The organism is Pseudomonas sp. AIG (genome assembly GCF_977020205.1).
Genome location: NZ_CDROCK010000037.1, coordinates 42,558 through 59,212, shown reverse-complemented (window position 1 = coordinate 59,212; position 16,655 = coordinate 42,558). Strand labels below are relative to the sequence as shown.

The 16,655-nt window shown below is 60.3% G+C and carries 18 protein-coding genes; 5 read left to right on the top strand and 13 right to left on the bottom strand.

The window, feature by feature from the left end; all coding sequences use genetic code 11:
- Positions 1-80: 80 nt before the first annotated feature.
- The 9 genes from ACWR1S_RS20465 to ACWR1S_RS20425 form a co-directional block, all read right to left on the bottom strand.
- Positions 81-845, bottom strand: coding sequence for an ABC transporter ATP-binding protein (locus tag ACWR1S_RS20465; RefSeq protein WP_034154958.1), 765 nt, complete (start codon positions 843-845; stop codon positions 81-83).
- A gap of 13 nt (positions 846-858) precedes the next feature.
- On the bottom strand, positions 859-1,977 hold the full coding sequence (locus ACWR1S_RS20460) for a succinylglutamate desuccinylase/aspartoacylase family protein (RefSeq protein WP_454564751.1): 1,119 nt from the start codon (positions 1,975-1,977) through the stop codon (positions 859-861).
- A 13-nt stretch (positions 1,978-1,990) separates the two neighbouring features.
- Positions 1,991-2,701 carry an ABC transporter permease gene (locus ACWR1S_RS20455; RefSeq protein WP_034154960.1) on the bottom strand — a complete coding sequence of 237 codons (711 nt, stop codon included), beginning with the start codon at positions 2,699-2,701 and terminating at the stop codon, positions 1,991-1,993.
- Positions 2,698-3,426, bottom strand: a complete 729-nt coding sequence (locus tag ACWR1S_RS20450) for an ABC transporter permease (RefSeq protein WP_064120813.1) — start codon at positions 3,424-3,426, stop codon at positions 2,698-2,700. The genes ACWR1S_RS20455 and ACWR1S_RS20450 overlap by 4 nt, the downstream gene beginning before the upstream one ends.
- A gap of 56 nt (positions 3,427-3,482) precedes the next feature.
- A complete protein-coding gene (locus tag ACWR1S_RS20445) occupies positions 3,483-4,265 on the bottom strand; it encodes a transporter substrate-binding domain-containing protein (RefSeq protein WP_008083900.1) in 783 nt (260 codons plus the stop codon).
- A gap of 333 nt (positions 4,266-4,598) precedes the next feature.
- Complete coding sequence (locus tag ACWR1S_RS20440; RefSeq protein ID WP_454564750.1) at positions 4,599-6,287, bottom strand: ATP-dependent DNA ligase; 1,689 nt, start codon at positions 6,285-6,287, stop codon at positions 4,599-4,601.
- Positions 6,284-7,318, bottom strand: a complete 1,035-nt coding sequence (locus ACWR1S_RS20435; protein ID WP_454564749.1) for a ligase-associated DNA damage response exonuclease — start codon at positions 7,316-7,318, stop codon at positions 6,284-6,286. Before ACWR1S_RS20435 ends, ACWR1S_RS20440 begins: the two co-directional genes overlap by 4 nt.
- Positions 7,319-7,730: 412 nt before the next feature.
- The gene (locus tag ACWR1S_RS20430; RefSeq protein ID WP_454564748.1) at positions 7,731-10,181 is read right to left on the bottom strand and encodes a penicillin acylase family protein; all 2,451 of its coding nucleotides are present in this window, start codon (positions 10,179-10,181) and stop codon (positions 7,731-7,733) included.
- Positions 10,182-10,372: 191 nt separating this feature from the next.
- Positions 10,373-11,017: a glutathione binding-like protein gene (locus tag ACWR1S_RS20425; RefSeq protein ID WP_454564747.1), complete on the bottom strand. Its 645-nt coding sequence runs from the start codon at positions 11,015-11,017 to the stop codon at positions 10,373-10,375.
- 146 nt (positions 11,018-11,163) lie between these two features.
- Here ACWR1S_RS20425 and ACWR1S_RS20420 point away from each other — a divergent pair, with 146 nt between their 5' ends.
- Positions 11,164-11,721, top strand: coding sequence for a cysteine hydrolase family protein (locus tag ACWR1S_RS20420; protein ID WP_454564758.1), 558 nt, complete (start codon positions 11,164-11,166; stop codon positions 11,719-11,721).
- A 233-nt stretch (positions 11,722-11,954) separates the two neighbouring features.
- Here the strand turns inward: ACWR1S_RS20420 and ACWR1S_RS20415 are convergent, their stop codons facing one another.
- From ACWR1S_RS20415 to ACWR1S_RS20400, 4 genes are all read right to left on the bottom strand, one after another.
- Entirely contained in the window at positions 11,955-12,158 is a 204-nt protein-coding gene (locus tag ACWR1S_RS20415) for an SEC-C metal-binding domain-containing protein (protein ID WP_034154967.1), read from the bottom strand.
- Positions 12,155-12,649, bottom strand: a complete 495-nt coding sequence (locus ACWR1S_RS20410) for an LEA type 2 family protein (RefSeq protein WP_454564746.1) — start codon at positions 12,647-12,649, stop codon at positions 12,155-12,157. Before ACWR1S_RS20410 ends, ACWR1S_RS20415 begins: the two co-directional genes overlap by 4 nt.
- Positions 12,650-12,768: 119 nt before the next feature.
- On the bottom strand, positions 12,769-13,245 hold the full coding sequence (locus ACWR1S_RS20405) for a YchJ family protein (protein WP_454564745.1): 477 nt from the start codon (positions 13,243-13,245) through the stop codon (positions 12,769-12,771).
- Between the two features lie 4 nt (positions 13,246-13,249).
- On the bottom strand, positions 13,250-13,747 hold the full coding sequence (locus ACWR1S_RS20400) for a DUF6231 family protein (protein WP_454564744.1): 498 nt from the start codon (positions 13,745-13,747) through the stop codon (positions 13,250-13,252).
- Between the two features lie 199 nt (positions 13,748-13,946).
- On the opposite strand from ACWR1S_RS20400, the gene ACWR1S_RS20395 reads away from it, so the two are divergent.
- The 4 genes from ACWR1S_RS20395 (at position 13,947) to ACWR1S_RS20380 (ending at position 16,652) form a co-directional block, all read left to right on the top strand.
- On the top strand, positions 13,947-14,642 hold the full coding sequence (locus tag ACWR1S_RS20395; RefSeq protein WP_454564743.1) for an OmpA family protein: 696 nt from the start codon (positions 13,947-13,949) through the stop codon (positions 14,640-14,642).
- Positions 14,643-14,733: 91 nt separating this feature from the next.
- On the top strand, positions 14,734-15,456 hold the full coding sequence (locus tag ACWR1S_RS20390; RefSeq protein ID WP_034154971.1) for an OmpA family protein: 723 nt from the start codon (positions 14,734-14,736) through the stop codon (positions 15,454-15,456).
- Between the two features lie 163 nt (positions 15,457-15,619).
- A complete protein-coding gene (locus tag ACWR1S_RS20385) occupies positions 15,620-15,901 on the top strand; it encodes a DUF1145 domain-containing protein (protein WP_454564742.1) in 282 nt (93 codons plus the stop codon).
- Complete coding sequence (locus tag ACWR1S_RS20380; RefSeq protein WP_454564741.1) at positions 15,894-16,652, top strand: collagen-like protein; 759 nt, start codon at positions 15,894-15,896, stop codon at positions 16,650-16,652. The genes ACWR1S_RS20385 and ACWR1S_RS20380 overlap by 8 nt, the downstream gene beginning before the upstream one ends.
- Positions 16,653-16,655: the final 3 nt, after the last annotated feature.

Genomic DNA, 16,655 nt, shown 5'->3' with positions numbered 1-16,655 from the left:
TGACCACATCAGTTGGCGAAAGGTTTAATCAGGGTGAATGTGTAGGAGCAGCCTTCGGCAGCTCCTACAGGGGAAGGTGGCTATTTGAGGTTGCCACTGAGAAATTGCTTCAGGCGTTCGCTTTTCGGGTTGCCGAGCACATCCTCGGGCGCACCTTCTTCTTCCACCAGGCCTTGATGCAGGAACAACACCTGGCTGGAGACTTTTCGGGCGAAGCTCATTTCGTGGGTCACCATGATCATGGTCCGGCCTTCCTCGGCCAGCCCTTGAATCACCTTCAACACTTCCCCCACCAGCTCCGGGTCGAGCGCCGAGGTCGGTTCATCGAACAGCATCACTTCCGGCTCCATCGCCAGCGCCCGGGCAATCGCCACGCGCTGTTGCTGACCACCCGACAAAAACGCCGGGTATTGATCCGCCACCCGCGCCGGCAAACCGACCTTGTCCAGATAACGCCGCGCACGATCGTCGGCTTCCTGTTTGCTGCAACCCAACACCCGGCGCGGGGCCATGGTGATGTTTTCCAGCACGGTCATGTGGCTCCACAGGTTGAAATGCTGGAACACCATCGCCAGCCGTGTGCGCAGGCGTTGCAGCTCATCGGCGTCAGCAACGTGCATGCCGTGGCGATCGGTGACCATGCGGATCGCCTGGCCGTCGAGGCTCATGGCGCCATCGTTGGGTTGTTCGAGAAAGTTGATGCAGCGCAAAAAGGTACTTTTTCCCGAGCCACTGGCGCCGATCAGGCTGATCACGTCGCCGGTCTTGGCCTTGAGCGAAACGCCTTTGAGCACCTGATGGTCGCCATAGCTTTTGTGCAGGCCTTCAACGGTCAGTTTGTACATGGGACAGACATCCTCAAGGCGAAAGTAGGTAGCCGCTGCGATAGGCTTCGGCGCCCGCAACATGGGCGATGACCATGCCGGCAGTGGCCATGCGGCGCAGCGAGCGGGCGTACATCACGCCGGCGCTGATGCAATGAATGGGGGTGATCCGGTCGTGGATCGGGTCGATGATTTCGGCGATCTGCTGCCCGGCTTGCAGGACTTGCCCCGCCGTCGCGGTGTACACCAGCAAGCCGCCGACCGGCGTGGTCACCGGTTCGACTCCCGCGAGAGGCGTGGCCGGGAACGGTAACGGCGGCTGCGGGTTTGTTTTGCCGACAATCGCATCGGACTGGATCAGATAGTCGATCAACGCCTGGCAATCGCGGCTGGCCATCGGGTGATTGACGTCACCCTGGCCGCGCAATTCGACGGTCACCGAGAAACTGCCGAGCGGAATCTCGAAGTGTTCGCCGAAGCGCTCCTTCAATTGCCACCACAGCAGCGTGAAACATTCGTCGAACGACTGTCCGCCGGAATCGGTGGCCAGCAGGCTTGCCTGCGACTCGATGTAGCGCGCCAGCGGCTCGACCTGCGGCCACGCCTCGGGCGTGGTGTAGAGGTGCACCACCGATTCGAAATCGCAGTGCAAGTCCAACACCATGTCGGCATCGCAGGCCAGCCGTTGCAGGGTCAGGCGTTGGGATTGCAGTTGCGTGCTGGCGGTCTGGCGGGCGAGGGCGGCGCGCAGATGGCTGCGGATCAGTTCGAGGTTGTGCTGCGGATCGTCGTTCAGCTTGCCCTCGATGGCGTTGCCGATTTCTTCACTGAGGTCGACGAACCAGCGATTGAAGTTCTGCCCGCTCTCCAGTTCGTAGCGACCCAACGGCACGTCCATCAACACTTGTTCGAGGCCGACCGGGTTGGCCACCGGCACCAGCACGATTTCACTGCGCAGGCGCCCGGCCGCTTCCAGCTCGGCCAGACGCTGCTTGAGGTGCCAGGCGACGAGCATGCCCGGCAGTTCGTCGGCATGCAGCGAAGACTGGATGTAGACCTTGCCCTTGGCCTGCTCCGGGCCGAAGTGGAAGCTGTGGATCTGTCGTGCGGTCCCCGGCAGCGGGGCCAGCAAGTCATGGATCAGGTGGCGCATTTGCAAAGTTGTCCTAGTGAGTCGGGCCGAGGAAGGCCAGCCATCGGCGTTCGGCAAGGCGGAACAGGCCGACCAGCGCGAAGGTAATGGTCAGGTAGATCAGCGCGGCGATGCCGAACGACTGAAAGGTCAGGAAGGTCGCCGAATTGGCGTCCCGGGCGACTTTCAGGATGTCGGGGATGGTCGCGGTGAAGGCTACGGTGGTCGAGTGCAGCATCAGGATCACTTCGTTGCTGTAATACGGCAACGAACGGCGCAGCGCCGAGGGCATGATCACGTAGGCATACAGCTTCCAGCCGGTCAGACCGTAGGCCTTGGCCGCTTCGACTTCGCCATGGTTCATGCTGCGAATCGCCCCGGCGAAAATCTCCGTGGTGTAGGCGCAAGTGTTGAGGGCGAAGGCGAGGATCGTGCAGTTCATCGCATCGCGAAAGAAACTGTCGAGCAGCGGTTGTGCACGCACGGCGGCGAGGCTGTAGATCCCGGTGTAGCAGATCAGCAACTGGATATACAGCGGCGTGCCACGGAACAGGTAGGTGTAAAACTGCACCGGCCAGCGAATGTAGAAGTGCGGCGAAACGCGGGCGATCGACAGCGGAATCGAGACCAGGAAACCGATGAAGATCGACGCGCTGAGCAGCCACATCGTCATCGCCAGCCCGGTAATGTTCTGGCCGTCGGTATAAAGGAAGGCGCGCCAGTATTCCTGCAGAAGTTCGATCATCGTACGGCCTCCCGGGCACCGGCGGCGTAGCGGCGTTCGAGCCAGCGCAGGATGAAGTTCGAGGCACTGGTGATCAACAGATAAATCAACGCGGCGAGGACCAGAAAGTAGAACAGTTGATACGTACTTTTACCGGCGTCCTGCGCGGCCTTGACCAGATCGGCGAGGCCAATGATCGACACCAGCGCCGTGGCCTTGAGCATCACCATCCAGTTGTTGCCGATTCCCGGCAGGGCGAAGCGCATCATTTGCGGAAACACCACAAAGCGAAAGCGCTGGCCGCGTTTGAGGCCATACGCGGTGGCGGCTTCAACCTGACCGCGTGGCACCGCGAGGATCGCACCACGAAAGGTTTCGGTGAAATACGCACCATAAATGAAGCCCAGGGTCAGCACCCCGGCGCTGAACGGGTCGATTTCGATGTATTCCCATTCCATGTAATCGGTCAGTGTCGTCAGCCAGGTTTGCAGGCTGTAGAAGATCAGCAGCATCAGCACCAGGTCCGGCACCCCGCGAATCAGCGTGGTGTAGAGCTGGGCGGGCAGGCGCACCAGTTTTATTTTTGACAGTTTGGCACTGGCGCCGAGCAGGCCGAGCAACACGGCTACCAGCAGCGACAACGCCGACAATTTGATGGTCATCCAGGTGCCTTCCAACAGCAAAGGGCCAAAACCCTTGAGGCTGAAGGCTGCGAGCCCCAGATTTTGTAAGAGGTTTTCGAACATAAATCAGCAACCTGAGCGGATGGAAAAGGCGCCCATCGAGGATGGGCGCCGGGGCATTATTTGCCGCTGTACAGATTCAGATCGCCAAAGTGTTTCTTTTGAATCTCGGCGTATTTGCCGTCATCGTGTAACGCTTTGATACCTTTATCTAAAAGCGCCTTCAGCTCAGTGTTACCTTTCTTAATACCGACAGCGGTTTTGGCTGGCAGCAATTCGTTGTCGACCGGCTTGCTGACGTCATAGTCGGCGCCCTGTGGCGACTTCAAAAAGCCCAGTTCGGCTTGCAGCATGTCCTGAATACCGGCGTCGAGACGGCCGGAGGTCAGGTCGGAATACACCTGGTCCTGGTTCTGATAGGCCTGAGTTTTCACGCCGGCCTTGTCCAGCACGGCTTTGGCGTAGGCTTCCTGAATGGTGCCTTGCTCGTAACCGACGGTTTTACCCTTCAGCGAGGCGACATCGGCGGTGATGCCGGAGCCTTTTTTCGACACGTAAGCGGTCGGGCCGGAGAACAGTTCGCTGGAGAAGTCGATGACTTTTTCGCGGGCCGGGGTCACGGTCATCGACGAGATCACACCGTCGAATTTGTTGGCCTTGAGGCCCGGAATCATGCCGTCGAAGTCACTTTCGACCCACTTGCACTTGACCTTCAGTTCGGCGCAGATCGCGTTGCCCAGGTCGATGTCGAAGCCCACCAGGCTGCCGTCGGCCGCTTTCGACTCGAACGGTGCGTACGAAGGGTCAACGCCAAAGCGCAGCTCTTTGTATTCCTTGGCCAGCGCGGAGCCAGCGGCCATGCACAACGCCAGTGCAGAAAGGGTCAGCAATGCTTTTTTCATTATTCAATCCCTAAGAACCAATATGAGCGCTTGTGGCGCAGAATTATTGTTACTGGAACGCGTACGACCTATAGAAAGTAGCAATTTCCGAACCAGAGTCCCGAACAAGTGTTTTAAAAGGTTGGCGCAGCGATTGGATTAGCGAATCAGTGCCCGCAAACGGGCACTGAAAATAGCTTGCACTGATTTAGGGCTGATCGTTTCCACGCTCTGCGTGGGAATGCAGCCTGGGACGCTCCGCGTCCCCTCCCAAGCCTAACGCGGAGCGTCCGTTGAGGCATTCCCACGTGGAGCGTAGGAACGATCAAAAAATCACTGTCCCGGGAAAAGGGGTCAGGCCAGCAGATCCTGCAGGGTGGCAAGGCTATCCGCCTCATCCACGGTCTTGTCCTGACGCCAGCGCAGCATCCGCGGAAACCGCACAGCGATCCCGCTCTTGTGTCGGCGTGACAGGGCGATGCCTTCAAAGCCCAGCTCAAACACCAGACTCGGCTTCACACTGCTGACCGGACCGAATTTCTCCACCGTGGTCTTGCGCACAATGCTGTCGACCTGACGCATTTCCTCATCGGTCAGCCCCGAATACGCCTTGGCAAACGGCACCAGCGCCCGTTGGCTGGACTCGGGCGGGCCGTCCCACACGGCAAAGGTGTAATCGCTGTACAGACTGGCCCGCCGGCCATGGCCGCGCTGGGCGTAAATCAGCACCGCATCGACACTGAACGGATCGACTTTCCACTTCCACCAGACGCCCATGTCCTTGGTTCGCCCCACGCCATACAACGCGTCGCGCGCCTTGAGCATCATTCCCTCGACACCCAGTCGCCGCGAAGACTCGCGTTGGCGGGCGAGGTCGAACCAATCAGTGCCGGTCAGCACCGGTGAGGCCAGCAGCACCGGACTGTTACAGCGGGCGATGACCTCTTCCAGCTGCGCACGGCGTTTGGCTTGCGGCTGGTTGCGCCAGTCTTCGCCCTGCCATTCGAGCAAGTCGTAGGCGAGCACCACCACCGGCACGTCTTCGAGGATTTTCTTGTCGAGGGTCTTGCGGCCGATGCGTTGTTGCAGCAGAGCGAAGGGCTGCACGGCTGGCGGTTCGGTCGATTGCGGATCAAAGGCGTCTTCGGTGCTCGGATGCGTGCTTTTCCACACGACGATTTCGCCATCGATCACCGTGCCGTCGGGCAAGCCGTGTACCAGCACATCCAATTCGGGAAAACGCTCGGTGACCAGTTCCTCGCCCCGCGACCAAATCCATAGCCGCCCCTCGCGCTTGACCACTTGCGCGCGAATGCCATCCCATTTCCATTCAATCTGCCAATCGCTGGCCGGGCCGATCAGCGCTTCGAATTCTTCCACCGGTTGCGACAAGGCATGGGCAAGGAAAAACGGGTAGGGCTGGCCACCGCGCTGGGCATGTTCATCGCTCGATTCAGGGGCAATCAGTTTCAGGTAACTGGCCGCGCTCGGCCGGTTCGACAGATCGGTGTAACCGACCAGACGCTGCGCCACTCTTTTGCTGTCCAGCCCGGCCATTGAGGCCAACGCCCGGGTGACCAGCAATTTCGACACGCCGACGCGGAAACTGCCGGTGATCAATTTGATGCACAGCATCAGGCTTGATCGATCCAGTTGCGCCCAAAGGGCCGGCAGTTGTCGGCTCAGGAACTCCGGGGTTTCACCGCGCAGCGGCAGCAGTTTTTCTTCGATCCATTCGGCGAGGCCGGCGTCGGAGCTGTACGGGTTTTCGGCGAGCACCAGAGAAATGGTTTCTGCCAGGTCGCCGACCGCTTGATAGCTTTCTTCGAACAACCACGGTTCCAGGCCGGAGACCTCGACGGCGAGCTCGCGCAGGATTCTCACCGGCACCAGTTGCCGGGGCCGGCCACCGGACAGAAAGTACACCGCCCACGCGGCGTCATGCGGTTCGGCCTGGGCGAAGTAGGTCTGCATCGCCGCCAGTTTGGCGTTGCTTGACGTGGTCGCGTCGAGTTCAGCGTACAACTCGGCGAATGCTTTCATGCTGGCATCTCGGCGATGGTCGGTTCGGTGGCGATGTTTTCTTCTTCGTCATCGCCGTATTCGGTGTTGAAACCTTGGGCATCCAGGCCTTTTTCACGCAGATGCCGCACCAGCACGCCGATCGAGCCGTGGGTGACCATCACCCGTTCCGCACCGGTCTGTTCGATGGCCCATAACAGGCCGGGCCAGTCGGCGTGATCGGAGAGGACGAAACCGCGATCGACACCGCGCCGCCGGCGGGTGCCGCGCAAACGCATCCAGCCGCTGGCAAACGCATCGCTGAACTCGCCGAAGCGGCGCATCCAGGTGCTGCCTCCCGCCGAGGGTGGGGCGATGACCAGGGCCTGGCGCATGATCGGGTCGCTTTTTTTCACGTCGCCGGCGTAGATCGTCGGCGGCAGGTACACGCCCGCCTCGCGGTAGACCCGATTCAGCGGCTCGACCGCGCCGTGGCTGAGGATCGGACCGAGGCTTGCGTCGATGCCGTGGAGAATCCGCTGGGCCTTGCCGAACGAGTAGCAGAACAACACGCTGGCCTTGCCGGCGGCGATGTTGGCGGCCCACCACTGGTTGATCTCGCTGAACACCTGCGCCTGTGGCTGCCAGCGATAAATCGGCAGGCCGAAGGTCGATTCGGTGATGAAGGTGTGGCAGCGCACCGGTTCGAACGGGGCGCAGGTGCCGTCCGGTTCGATCTTGTAATCGCCCGATGCGACCCAGACTTCACCGCCGTATTCGAGGCGCACCTGTGCCGAGCCGAGGACATGCCCGGCAGGGTGAAAGCTCAGGGTGACACCGTGGTGGGTCAGGCGTTGGCCGTAGGCGAGGGTTTGCAGGTTGATGTCCTGACCGAGTCGCGCGCGCAGAATCCCTTCGCTGGCGCTGCTGGCTAGGTAATGCTGGTTGCCGGTGCGGGCGTGATCGCCGTGGGCATGGGTAATCACCGAGCGCTCGACGGGGCGCCACGGATCAATGTAGAAATCCCCGGCAGGGCAATAGAGACCTTCGGGGCGGGCGATAACAAGGTCCATGTCGTTACCAGGAATGGGGGGCTTGTTAGCTATGAGGCTGGCGCGTGTCTGGAAGTTCTATCGACTTTGAAAAGCCACCCTCACCCCAGCCCTCTCCCAGGGGGAGAGGGAGCTGACCGAGGTGTCTGGGAGAGCTACGCCGACGTGAAATACCGAGTCGAACACAGACTCTGGACCAGATCAAAAGCCCCTCACCCCAGCCCTCTCCCGGAGGGAGAGGGGGCCGACTGAGGTGTCTGGCCAGCTACATCGACCTGAAAGACCGAGTCGATTACGGATTCGGCAAGGCACGAACCGAGTTGATTCTGGATTCGGCAGTGCACGTTCAGGTCGGCGTATGACTCAAGCATCCCCCAATCAGTCCCCTCTCCCTCCGGGAGAGGGTTAGGGTGAGGGGCTTTTGACCTTTGCCTTATTTGCCGGGAGTAAGAGTCAAACGGGTTTTGCCATACACCCGGTCAAAGTTCTGCGGCTGCATCGGCAAGCCGATGTACTGCCCCTTCAGCCACGCATCAATCCCGTTCAGGTAATTCGGACTCACCGGATTCCCCGATTGCCCCGTACCGTTCTGTCCCATCAACGGCTCAGTCTGGCCGAAGTCGACAATAAAGCGCATCGACGGCGCCCGCGTGGTGGTGAAGTCCTGACCCCAGGCGTACGCCGACGTGTTCAACGTCGTATGATCGCCACCGGCCGCCAGTGGCCCGCGCACGGTCTGGCCATTGCCGTTCTTCCACGCATAGCTGTGCAACTTGCCCCATTGCCAGACCCGATGATCGCCGCCCAACTGACTGTCGCCAGCGCTGATCGCCGCGGCGAAGCTGCGCGCAAGAATCAGCGCTTTGTCTTCTTTCTGCGGCGTGCGGATGTCGTTCCAGAACGGGCTGTCTTCACGTCCCAACAAATGATCGGCCTGCGCCGCGTAGGACAAATCACCATTGGCGATAAACGCTTTCCACGCCGGGCTCGACTCCGGGCCGAGTTCGTCGAGGAAGATTTGCTTCATGCTTTCTTGCAGGAACAGTTCGTAAATCGCCGCATCCGCCGAGGTCGGGCTGAGCTTGCCGTCGAATGCCATCAACCGTGTAAACGCTTCACGCGCCTTGCTGCGATCCGCTTCCGGCAGGGCATCAATCGCCTGTTTCAACGGTTGTTTCATGCCCGGCGCTTCGAAGACTTTCTTCAACTTGGCGGCAAATGTGGTGGTCTGGTCGTATTGCATGGCAATCACGCTGCGGCTGTCGTGCTTGCCGCTGCCAGCCAGTTCCGCCAGACGTTCGCCACGTTCCGGTGCTGCCCAGGAGTTCGACAACTGCATGCCGTAACCATGAGGAATCACGCGCTGGTTGGCGGTGCCGAGCCAGCCTTGCGCGGGGTCCTGATCGTACGGGTGCAGCATCGGGTCGGCATATCCGTCCCAGTCGTAACGACCTTCCCAGCCCGGCGATGGCAGCAAACCTTCACCTTCGCGGCGATTCGGGAAGCGCCCGGTGACTTGCCAGCCAATGTTGCTCGCATCGGCGAACACCAGATTCAGCGCGATCGCGCGGATTTCACGGCTGGCGTCCGAAGCCCGTTCAACAGTTTGCGCACGGGTCAGATCAAAAAAAGCATCCAGCGATTTGTCATCGGTGAAGCTCGGCGTCTGCAAGGCCAGGCCGAAACCGTTGCCTTGCGCCGCGGCCTGGGCACTGTTGAGCAGCGCACCGTGACGGGTTTCGTACACCGCTTCGCGAATCGGTCGCTGACCTTTGACGAAATAGGTTTCGTTGCGCACGCCCAGCGGCTGCCATTTGCCGTTGACCTCGTAGGTCAAACTGCTGCTCTGACGACGGATTTTTTCCAGGAACAGGTCCTGGTTATCGCCGAGCACGCTGGTCATGCTCCACGCCACTTTACCGTTGAAGCCGCCGAGGACCAGCGGCAGACCGGCGACGGTCACACCGGCGGCCTGATATTTCGGTGCGCGAATCTGCACGAAGCTCCACAGCGATGGCGCGGCCAGCGGGCCATGGGCGTCGCTGGCCAGCAGGCTCTTGCCGCTGCGGCTGCGTTGCGGGGCAATTGCCCAGTTGTTCGATGACGTCGTACCGAGCAGGTTCAGCGCCGACAGTTGCTGGCTGGCGCTGCTCAGCTCGGTCAGTCCCGGGATCTGCCCGTTGAGCTTGAGGCCTTGCAGTTTATCGGCCTCGGCCAGTGGCAGGTTTTCGTCGGGTGCGGACGGTGTCAGCCAGGCGAGTTTGTCGCTGGTCACGGTTTGCGCGAGCACCAAGGATTCGATTTCTTCCGGCAGGTTGGCCGACTGGCTGAAATTCAGCAGGGCGAAAATCAGCGCCGAATCTTCCGGTTTCCAGTATTCAGGCTTGTAACCGCTGGAGGCGAGGTCGCCCGGCAACTTGTCGGCGTAGCGGAACAGGTAGGCGTTGACACCCCGCGCATACACTTCGAAGAAACGCTTGAGGCGTGGCGACGAGGCCTTGTACAGCTCGCCGGCGCTTTTCTTCAGATTGACCGCGCGCATGTAGCGGTCGGCGTCGAGCATCGAGGCGCCGGACATTTCCGCCAGACGGCCCTGCGCCAACAGGCGCAAGGTAACCATCTGATTGATGCGGTCGCTGGCGTGCACATAGCCGAGGCTGAACAGCGCGTCGTGGAAGGTGTTGCTCTCGATCAACGGCATGCCCATGGCATTGCGGCGTACCGACACGTTCTGCGCCAGGCCCTTGAGCGGCTGCACGCCGGAGGTCGGCGGGAGGGTGTCCTGGGCGTTCCAGGTCTGGCAACCGGACAGGCCCAAAACACCGGCCACTGCTGCGGCAACGCCGAACCGGGGAAGAAAATGTGTGAGGGCTGGCGAGGCCATGGCAAAGCTCCTGCGGGGGGTAGCGTCAGTAAAGGCGCTACGTTAGTGAGCAGGAGGTGGCCGCGCAAGCGGGGGCGGGGGTTATTTGCGTATTTCTGTCGAATGGAAAAGATCGCAGCCTGCGGCAGCTCCTATATAAGCATGCATTCCCCTGTAGGAGATGCCGAAGGCTGCGATCTTTTGCCGTTCAATCAAGCCTTCGGTGGATTGATTTTCTGCACCAACGCGTAGGCCTTCACCGTCGCCGGGCGATCCTTGATGCGGTTGAACCAGCGCTGCACATGCGGGAAGTCTTCAAGGTTCTGGCTTTGCCATTTGTGCGAGACGATCCACGGATAGATCGCCATGTCGGCAATGCTGTATTCGCTGCCGGCGACGAATTCGTTATCAGCCAGTTGCTTGTTCAATACGCCATACAACCGCGCGGTCTCGTCGATGTAGCGCTTGATCGCGTAGGGGATTTTCTCCGGGGCGAACTGGCTGAAGTGGTGATTCTGCCCGGCCATCGGCCCCAGTCCGCCCATTTGCCAGAACAGCCATTGCAGCGCCGTTTGCCGACCGCGCAGGTCTTGGGGCAGAAATTTCCCGGTCTTCTCCGCCAGATACAAAAGAATCGCCCCGGATTCGAACAGCGACAACGGTTCGCCGCCATCGGCCGGTTCATGATCGACGATGGCCGGGATGCGGTTGTTCGGGGCGATTTTCAGAAAGTGTGGCTGAAACTGCTCACCCTGACCGATGTTGATCGGGTGCACGTTGTACGGCAGGCCGGCTTCTTCGAGGAACAGAGAGATCTTGTGGCCGTTGGGGGTGGTCCAGTAATACAGGTCGATCATGGAGAACTCCAAAGCAGAAATGGACTTGCGTGCGGACAGCAAACGCCGGCGTCAGGTCGTCCCGTGTGCGTTCGATAGCTTGCTTAACAGGAAGAGGTGATGCTGAACTGCGCAAAATTCAATGACCCCGCGTGAGAAAAATCGCCATGGAGCTTCAGGCCAACGCTGCACTGATCATCATCGACCAGCAAAAAGGCATCCTGCAGCCGCGTTTGGGGCGGCGCAATAATCCGCAGGCAGAAGCGCGAATCCTGGATCTGCTGGGGCTCTGGCGCCACAGTGCAAGGCCGGTGATTCATGTGCAACATCTGTCGCGTGAACCGGATTCGGTGTTTTGGCCGGAGCAGGAAGGGGTGGAGTTTCAGGAGAGGTTTTTGCCGCTGGATGGCGAATGGCTGATTCAGAAGCAGGTGACGGATGCATTTTGTGCCACTGGATTAGAGGCGCGGTTGCGCGAGGCGGGCATCTCGCAGTTGATCATTGTCGGTGTGGCGACGAACAACTCAGTGGAGTCAACGGCGCGTACGGCGGGGAATCTGGGGTTTGATGCGTGGGTGGCGGAGGATGCCTGTTTCACCTTCGACAAGGCCGATTATTTCGGCACATTGCGCACGGCGGAAGAGGTGCACGGGATGTCGCTGGGGAATTTGCACGGCGAGTATGCGACGGTGGTCAGCTGTGCACAGATTTTGGCAGCAGGCTGAAAATGACTCAGTGAATGTGCCGGCCCCTTCGCGAGCAGGCTCGCTCCCACAGGGGATTGCATTCCAGCTGAAGAAACCCGCTCAGGCGACAACGATGTTGGATGTGCGGGCCTCATCGCGAGCAGGCTCACTCCTGCAATAATTGCATTCCTGCTGAGGGAACGCGGTCACTGTGGGAGCGAGCTTGCTCGCGAAGGCGGCAGGTCAGGCGAAGAGGGGCTTCGCCCAAGGCATCACGCGCCGTGGCACTTCTTGAATTTCTTGCCGTTGCCGCATGGGCAAGGATCGTTGCGGCCGACGTCTTTCAGGGCGTTGCGCACCGGTTCCTGGTGGGCGTGGCCGCAGTTCGGGCCGTGAACGTGGCCATGGTCATGCTCGTGATGATGGTCATGATCGTGGTTGCAGTCAGGGCCATGGACATGAGGTTGCTGGGTCATCGGTGTTGCTCCGGAATTAAATCGGCGGGGATTATCACGCCATTGCGCTCAAGGTGCACGTAGTGGGCGATGAATAAACCGGTTTCCATTTCGCCCTGCAAACGATAGGGAATCTGCTGGTTCGGATTTTTCAGTATTTTCACCACGTCTTTGACCTTCGGCCACAGGTTGGTGCGGATCGGCACTTTGAAGTAGGCACTGCGCTTGGGTCCAACGGTGAACCAGTGCTCATGCTCGCCTTCGGCCAGCAGCATGTCGGCCAGATGAATGCGGTATTCGAGGCCGCGCACGGTCAGGTCGCTGTCGTTGGGGTTGTCGATGCGAAAGTGCAGGATGAATTTCTGTTCGAGCAGTTTGGCGCGCACCACTTCGACCTTCACCAGATGCACGGCCGGGTCGACGCTGTCATCGCTGAACCACGACGCGCAGCCGCCGAGGTTCAGGATCAGCATCAAAAACAGAAAATGTAGTGTGCGCCAGCGACCGAGCATGGTTTTACTCCCTTTGCGGGCAGTCTAGCCGCTAAAAGATCGCAGCCTTCGGCAGCTCCAGAGGAAACGCAAATCCTGTGTAGGAGCTGCCGCAGGCTGCGATCTTTTGATCTTGAACCTCAAGCGCCGAAATACCCCGCACAGCACTTCTTGAACTTCTGTCCACTGGCGCACGGGCAACTGTCATTGCGCCCCAGCTTTAATTGCACCGTCGGATCAATGAAGTACCAGCGCCCGGCGTTCTGCACGAACGAGGAGCGTTCGCGGTGGCTGTGTTCGCCCTGATCGTCGTGCCAGCGTGCGGTGAAGGTGACGAAGGCGTGTTCCGGCTGACCGCCGAAGACTTCCGAACTCTCCACCTCAAGGCCGAGCCAGGTGCTCTGCGCGCTCCAGTTGCTGATCGACTGGCGATCCAGGCCCGCTTGCTGAACGGGCAGTGTGGTCGCCACCAGATAATCGATCAAACCCAGCACGTAGGCGCTGTAGCGCGAACGCATCAGTGCCTCGGCGCACGGCGCCGGTTGGCCGTCGTGATAATGGCCGCAGCAGGCCTCCAGCAGATTGCCGCTGCCGCACGGGCAAATGGCTGTACTCATTGCATTACCACCAGTATTTCCCGAAGTTTTCCGGATTGGCCCAGAACCGTGAGTTGAGCCAGTCAGGGACTTGTTTGTAGTCAAGCAGATCATAGGTGAACAGGGTCAGCACTTGATCGTCGCGTTGAAAGCGTTCACTGGCTTGCAGCGCCAGTGAATAGAAGTCGGTTTCCTGCCAGCCGCTGGCCGACAGGTCTGCCAGGACGGCGATGCGGCTGGCGTTGAGATTGCGAATCCCGCCTAACAAATTCAGGCCATCGCGCTTGGGCAAATGTTCCAGGCAATCGACTATCAGCGCCAGATCGAAACGCTGAGCCGCCAGTTCCGCGGGCAAGGCACCTGGCGCCGCGTGGGCCACGGTTGTGTCTGGGTGCGCCTGTTTAAAAGCGCTCAAGGCCGGAAACTCACTGGCGCCAATCAGCAGCAGACGCGCCGGGGCGTAGCGATCCAGCAAAGCGGCCAACGCCTGTTGCGGCGTACGGGAAGAAATGGCGACGTTCATCAAAGCTCCTCAATCAGACCGCCAAGACTAGCCTGCCTGACGGTGGCGGCAAAGCGCCCTGTTCCGCCTGTTTGCGGCAAATGTGCCGAAGTCCTGTGAACACGCTCGCAAACAGCGGTGGCCTATTGCTGGCGGAGATTAAAACTCCGGTCTTTACTCCCTGAATCGGTTCTAAGCCGATCCCTCAGGAGAAAACCAGATGAGCATAGTTCGGACAGCATTACCTTTGATTCTGCTAACCAGTGTGTTGACTGGTTGCGCAGGTTTGCAGAAAACCGACTGGCCGACCTGTGCGGCGGTCGGTGGTGTTGTCGGTGCCGGTCTCGGCGCGACCGAGAGTTCGGCGTGGGCCGGCTACGGCGCGTTGCTGGTCGGTGGCACGGCGGCGGCCTATTGCTGGGTGCACGGTGATGGCGACGAAGATGGCGATGGTGTGCCGGACAGTCGCGACAAGTGCCCGCACACGCCTAAAGGCGTGCAGGTTGACGCTGACGGTTGCCCTCCACCGGCCCCTGCGCCAGTGGTTGAAGAAGCTGTAGTGGTCAAGGAAGAAACCATTGTTATCCGCGATGTTCACTTCCAGTTCGACAAAGCCACGCTGACCAACTCTGACAAGCAAGTGCTCGACAAAGTCGCCACCCGCCTGAAACAGGAATCCTCGACTGCACAACTGACCGTGACCGGTCACACCGACAGCGTGGGCAGCGATGCCTACAACAAAAAACTGTCGGATCGTCGTGCTCACTCGGTGGTGGATTACTTGATTCAGCAAGGTGTGCCACGCGCCAGCTTTGTTTCGGTGTCCGGCCTGGGTGAAAGCCAGCCAGTGGCCGACAACAAAACCGCTGACGGTCGTGCGCAAAACCGTCGGACCGAAATCAAAATCCAGCGTTAAGCCCCTCTCGCATCCGCGCCTTGTGCAGTCGCGGATGCGGGTCTTTACTCCTGTGTAACCGGTATGGGCCGGTGACACAGGAGCTTTCACAATGACTGTTTTCTCAAGGTCCGTCTTGCCGGTGCTGCTGCTAGGCAGCTTGCTCACCGGTTGCGCCACCCACAGCGATGGCACTGCACCCCTCAATCAACGTACGTGGCCGATCTGCAGCCTTATCGGCGGGCTGGTCGGTGGCGGTCTCGGCGCCATTGAAAGTGGCGGCTGGGCCGGCGGCGGCGCGGCGCTGGGCATTCTGACCGGCGGACTGATCTGTTATGCCCAGGACGGCGATGAAGACGGCGATGGCGTGTTCGACCGCCGCGACCGGTGCCCGGACACCCCGGAAAATACCCCGGTCGATCACCGTGGTTGTCCGCTGCCGCAGTACCCGGTCACGGAAAAAGTGCCGGAGCCCGCACCGCAAACCGAAGTCATCACCCTCAGCGATGCCGGCAATGTGCTGTTCGATTTCGACAAGTCCGACCTGACCCCGGCGGCAAAAGCCCAGCTCGATACGCTGATGGACAAACTGCGCAATGCCGACGTGGTGAGCATCAAGGTCGTTGGTCACACCGACAGCAAAGGGTCGGATGCGTATAACCAGGCTTTGTCGGAGCGGCGTGCGAGCAGTGTCGCGGCGTATCTGCTGAGTCAGGGGCTGGCACCGAACAAACTCACCAGCGAAGGGCGCGGAGAAAGTGAACCGGTGGCCGATAACGCAACCGATGAAGGGCGCGCGCAGAACCGTCGCGTGGAGTTGCACATCAATCGCTAGGACGCCTCTGTAGGACGCAGGCTAGAGCTGCCGGACGATTATAAAAGGCGTTCCGGCAGCCATTTGGCGGCGCAGCGAAGTTTTTTCATTTGTGCCTCTGGCTTATCCCCCGCAGAAGCCGTTACTGTGCGCCCAAAGAATAATTCGCAACACGGGGGAGCGTATGAAGGTGTTCTGGGGGCTGGGGCGGTTATTGACCCTGCTGTTCTGTTTCGTGGTGCTGGCCAATCAACTGGTGCCGTTCGTACATCCGCTGCATCTGCTGGTCAATCTGGCCGGCGGTCTGTTGTTGCTGATCCATCTGCTCGAAGTGCTGCTGTGCAATCGCAGCCTTAAAGGTCGCCCGCACCCTTGGCGTGACCGTGGCCGTATCCTGTTGTTCGGCGTTTTCCACCTGCAATCCATCCCGGCCCCGGCCGCTCCGGAGGCTTCTTCCCATGCGTAAACTCTGCTTGCTCGCTGCATTCATCAGCCCATTGGCCTGCGCCCAGGTGGTCAGTGTCGAAACCAATTCGCTGATGCGTTTGCCCAATACCACCAGCACTTTGCAACTTGAACGTCTGGACGTGGCCGACTACGGCACCTTGTTGATCCCGTCCAACGTGACCGAATTGACCGTGGGCGAGTTGCGTCTTGGTCATGAAGCGCGTATCGCCATTGTCCCGGCCGAACAGGCTCTGGAAATGAAAGTCTCTCGCGCTGAACTCAGTGAAGGCAGCCAGATCACCGCACGTGGCGCGCCGGGTAGCTATGAAAAAGCCGCGCGTGCCGGGCGCAATCTGAATCTGCAATTCAAGGCGTTGAACGCGCCACAACTGTTGGTCGATGCCCGTGGCGGCACCGGTGCCCCTGGTTTTGTCGGCCTCGATGGCGGTAATGGTGAAGACCCGGGCTGCACTTATGGCTCGGCCGGGCACGGTTTTGATGGCAGTAACGGCAGCGACGGCCAACCGGGCGCACCGGGGGCGTTGGTGCGTCTTGAGGTACCGCGCGAGTTTCCGGCTGAGCTGATCAAGGTCAATGTGGCTGGCGGCGCTGGCGGCCCGGCGGGTGTTGGCGGTAAAGCAGGGAAGGGTGGCAAGTCCAAGGGCTGCCTGTTGTATCGCGCCGATGGTGGCAAGAATGGCAAGGCCGGGGCGGATGGACAGCCTGGGCCGGTGGGGGCAGCGGGAGCTGTGACTGTGCAGCGCTTGTAAGAT

Coding starts and splice junctions, on each gene's coding strand:
- ACWR1S_RS20465 (WP_034154958.1), bottom strand. CDS start 845: ATGTACAAACTGACCGTTGAAGGCCTGCACAAAAGCTATGGCGACCAT.
- ACWR1S_RS20460 (WP_454564751.1), bottom strand. CDS start 1,977: ATGCGCCACCTGATCCATGACTTGCTGGCCCCGCTGCCGGGGACCGCA.
- ACWR1S_RS20455 (WP_034154960.1), bottom strand. CDS start 2,701: ATGATCGAACTTCTGCAGGAATACTGGCGCGCCTTCCTTTATACCGAC.
- ACWR1S_RS20450 (WP_064120813.1), bottom strand. CDS start 3,426: ATGTTCGAAAACCTCTTACAAAATCTGGGGCTCGCAGCCTTCAGCCTC.
- ACWR1S_RS20445 (WP_008083900.1), bottom strand. CDS start 4,265: ATGAAAAAAGCATTGCTGACCCTTTCTGCACTGGCGTTGTGCATGGCC.
- ACWR1S_RS20440 (WP_454564750.1), bottom strand. CDS start 6,287: ATGAAAGCATTCGCCGAGTTGTACGCTGAACTCGACGCGACCACGTCA.
- ACWR1S_RS20435 (WP_454564749.1), bottom strand. CDS start 7,318: ATGGACCTTGTTATCGCCCGCCCCGAAGGTCTCTATTGCCCTGCCGGG.
- ACWR1S_RS20430 (WP_454564748.1), bottom strand. CDS start 10,181: ATGGCCTCGCCAGCCCTCACACATTTTCTTCCCCGGTTCGGCGTTGCC.
- ACWR1S_RS20425 (WP_454564747.1), bottom strand. CDS start 11,017: ATGATCGACCTGTATTACTGGACCACCCCCAACGGCCACAAGATCTCT.
- ACWR1S_RS20420 (WP_454564758.1), top strand. CDS start 11,164: ATGGAGCTTCAGGCCAACGCTGCACTGATCATCATCGACCAGCAAAAA.
- ACWR1S_RS20415 (WP_034154967.1), bottom strand. CDS start 12,158: ATGACCCAGCAACCTCATGTCCATGGCCCTGACTGCAACCACGATCAT.
- ACWR1S_RS20410 (WP_454564746.1), bottom strand. CDS start 12,649: ATGCTCGGTCGCTGGCGCACACTACATTTTCTGTTTTTGATGCTGATC.
- ACWR1S_RS20405 (WP_454564745.1), bottom strand. CDS start 13,245: ATGAGTACAGCCATTTGCCCGTGCGGCAGCGGCAATCTGCTGGAGGCC.
- ACWR1S_RS20400 (WP_454564744.1), bottom strand. CDS start 13,747: ATGAACGTCGCCATTTCTTCCCGTACGCCGCAACAGGCGTTGGCCGCT.
- ACWR1S_RS20395 (WP_454564743.1), top strand. CDS start 13,947: ATGAGCATAGTTCGGACAGCATTACCTTTGATTCTGCTAACCAGTGTG.
- ACWR1S_RS20390 (WP_034154971.1), top strand. CDS start 14,734: ATGACTGTTTTCTCAAGGTCCGTCTTGCCGGTGCTGCTGCTAGGCAGC.
- ACWR1S_RS20385 (WP_454564742.1), top strand. CDS start 15,620: ATGAAGGTGTTCTGGGGGCTGGGGCGGTTATTGACCCTGCTGTTCTGT.
- ACWR1S_RS20380 (WP_454564741.1), top strand. CDS start 15,894: ATGCGTAAACTCTGCTTGCTCGCTGCATTCATCAGCCCATTGGCCTGC.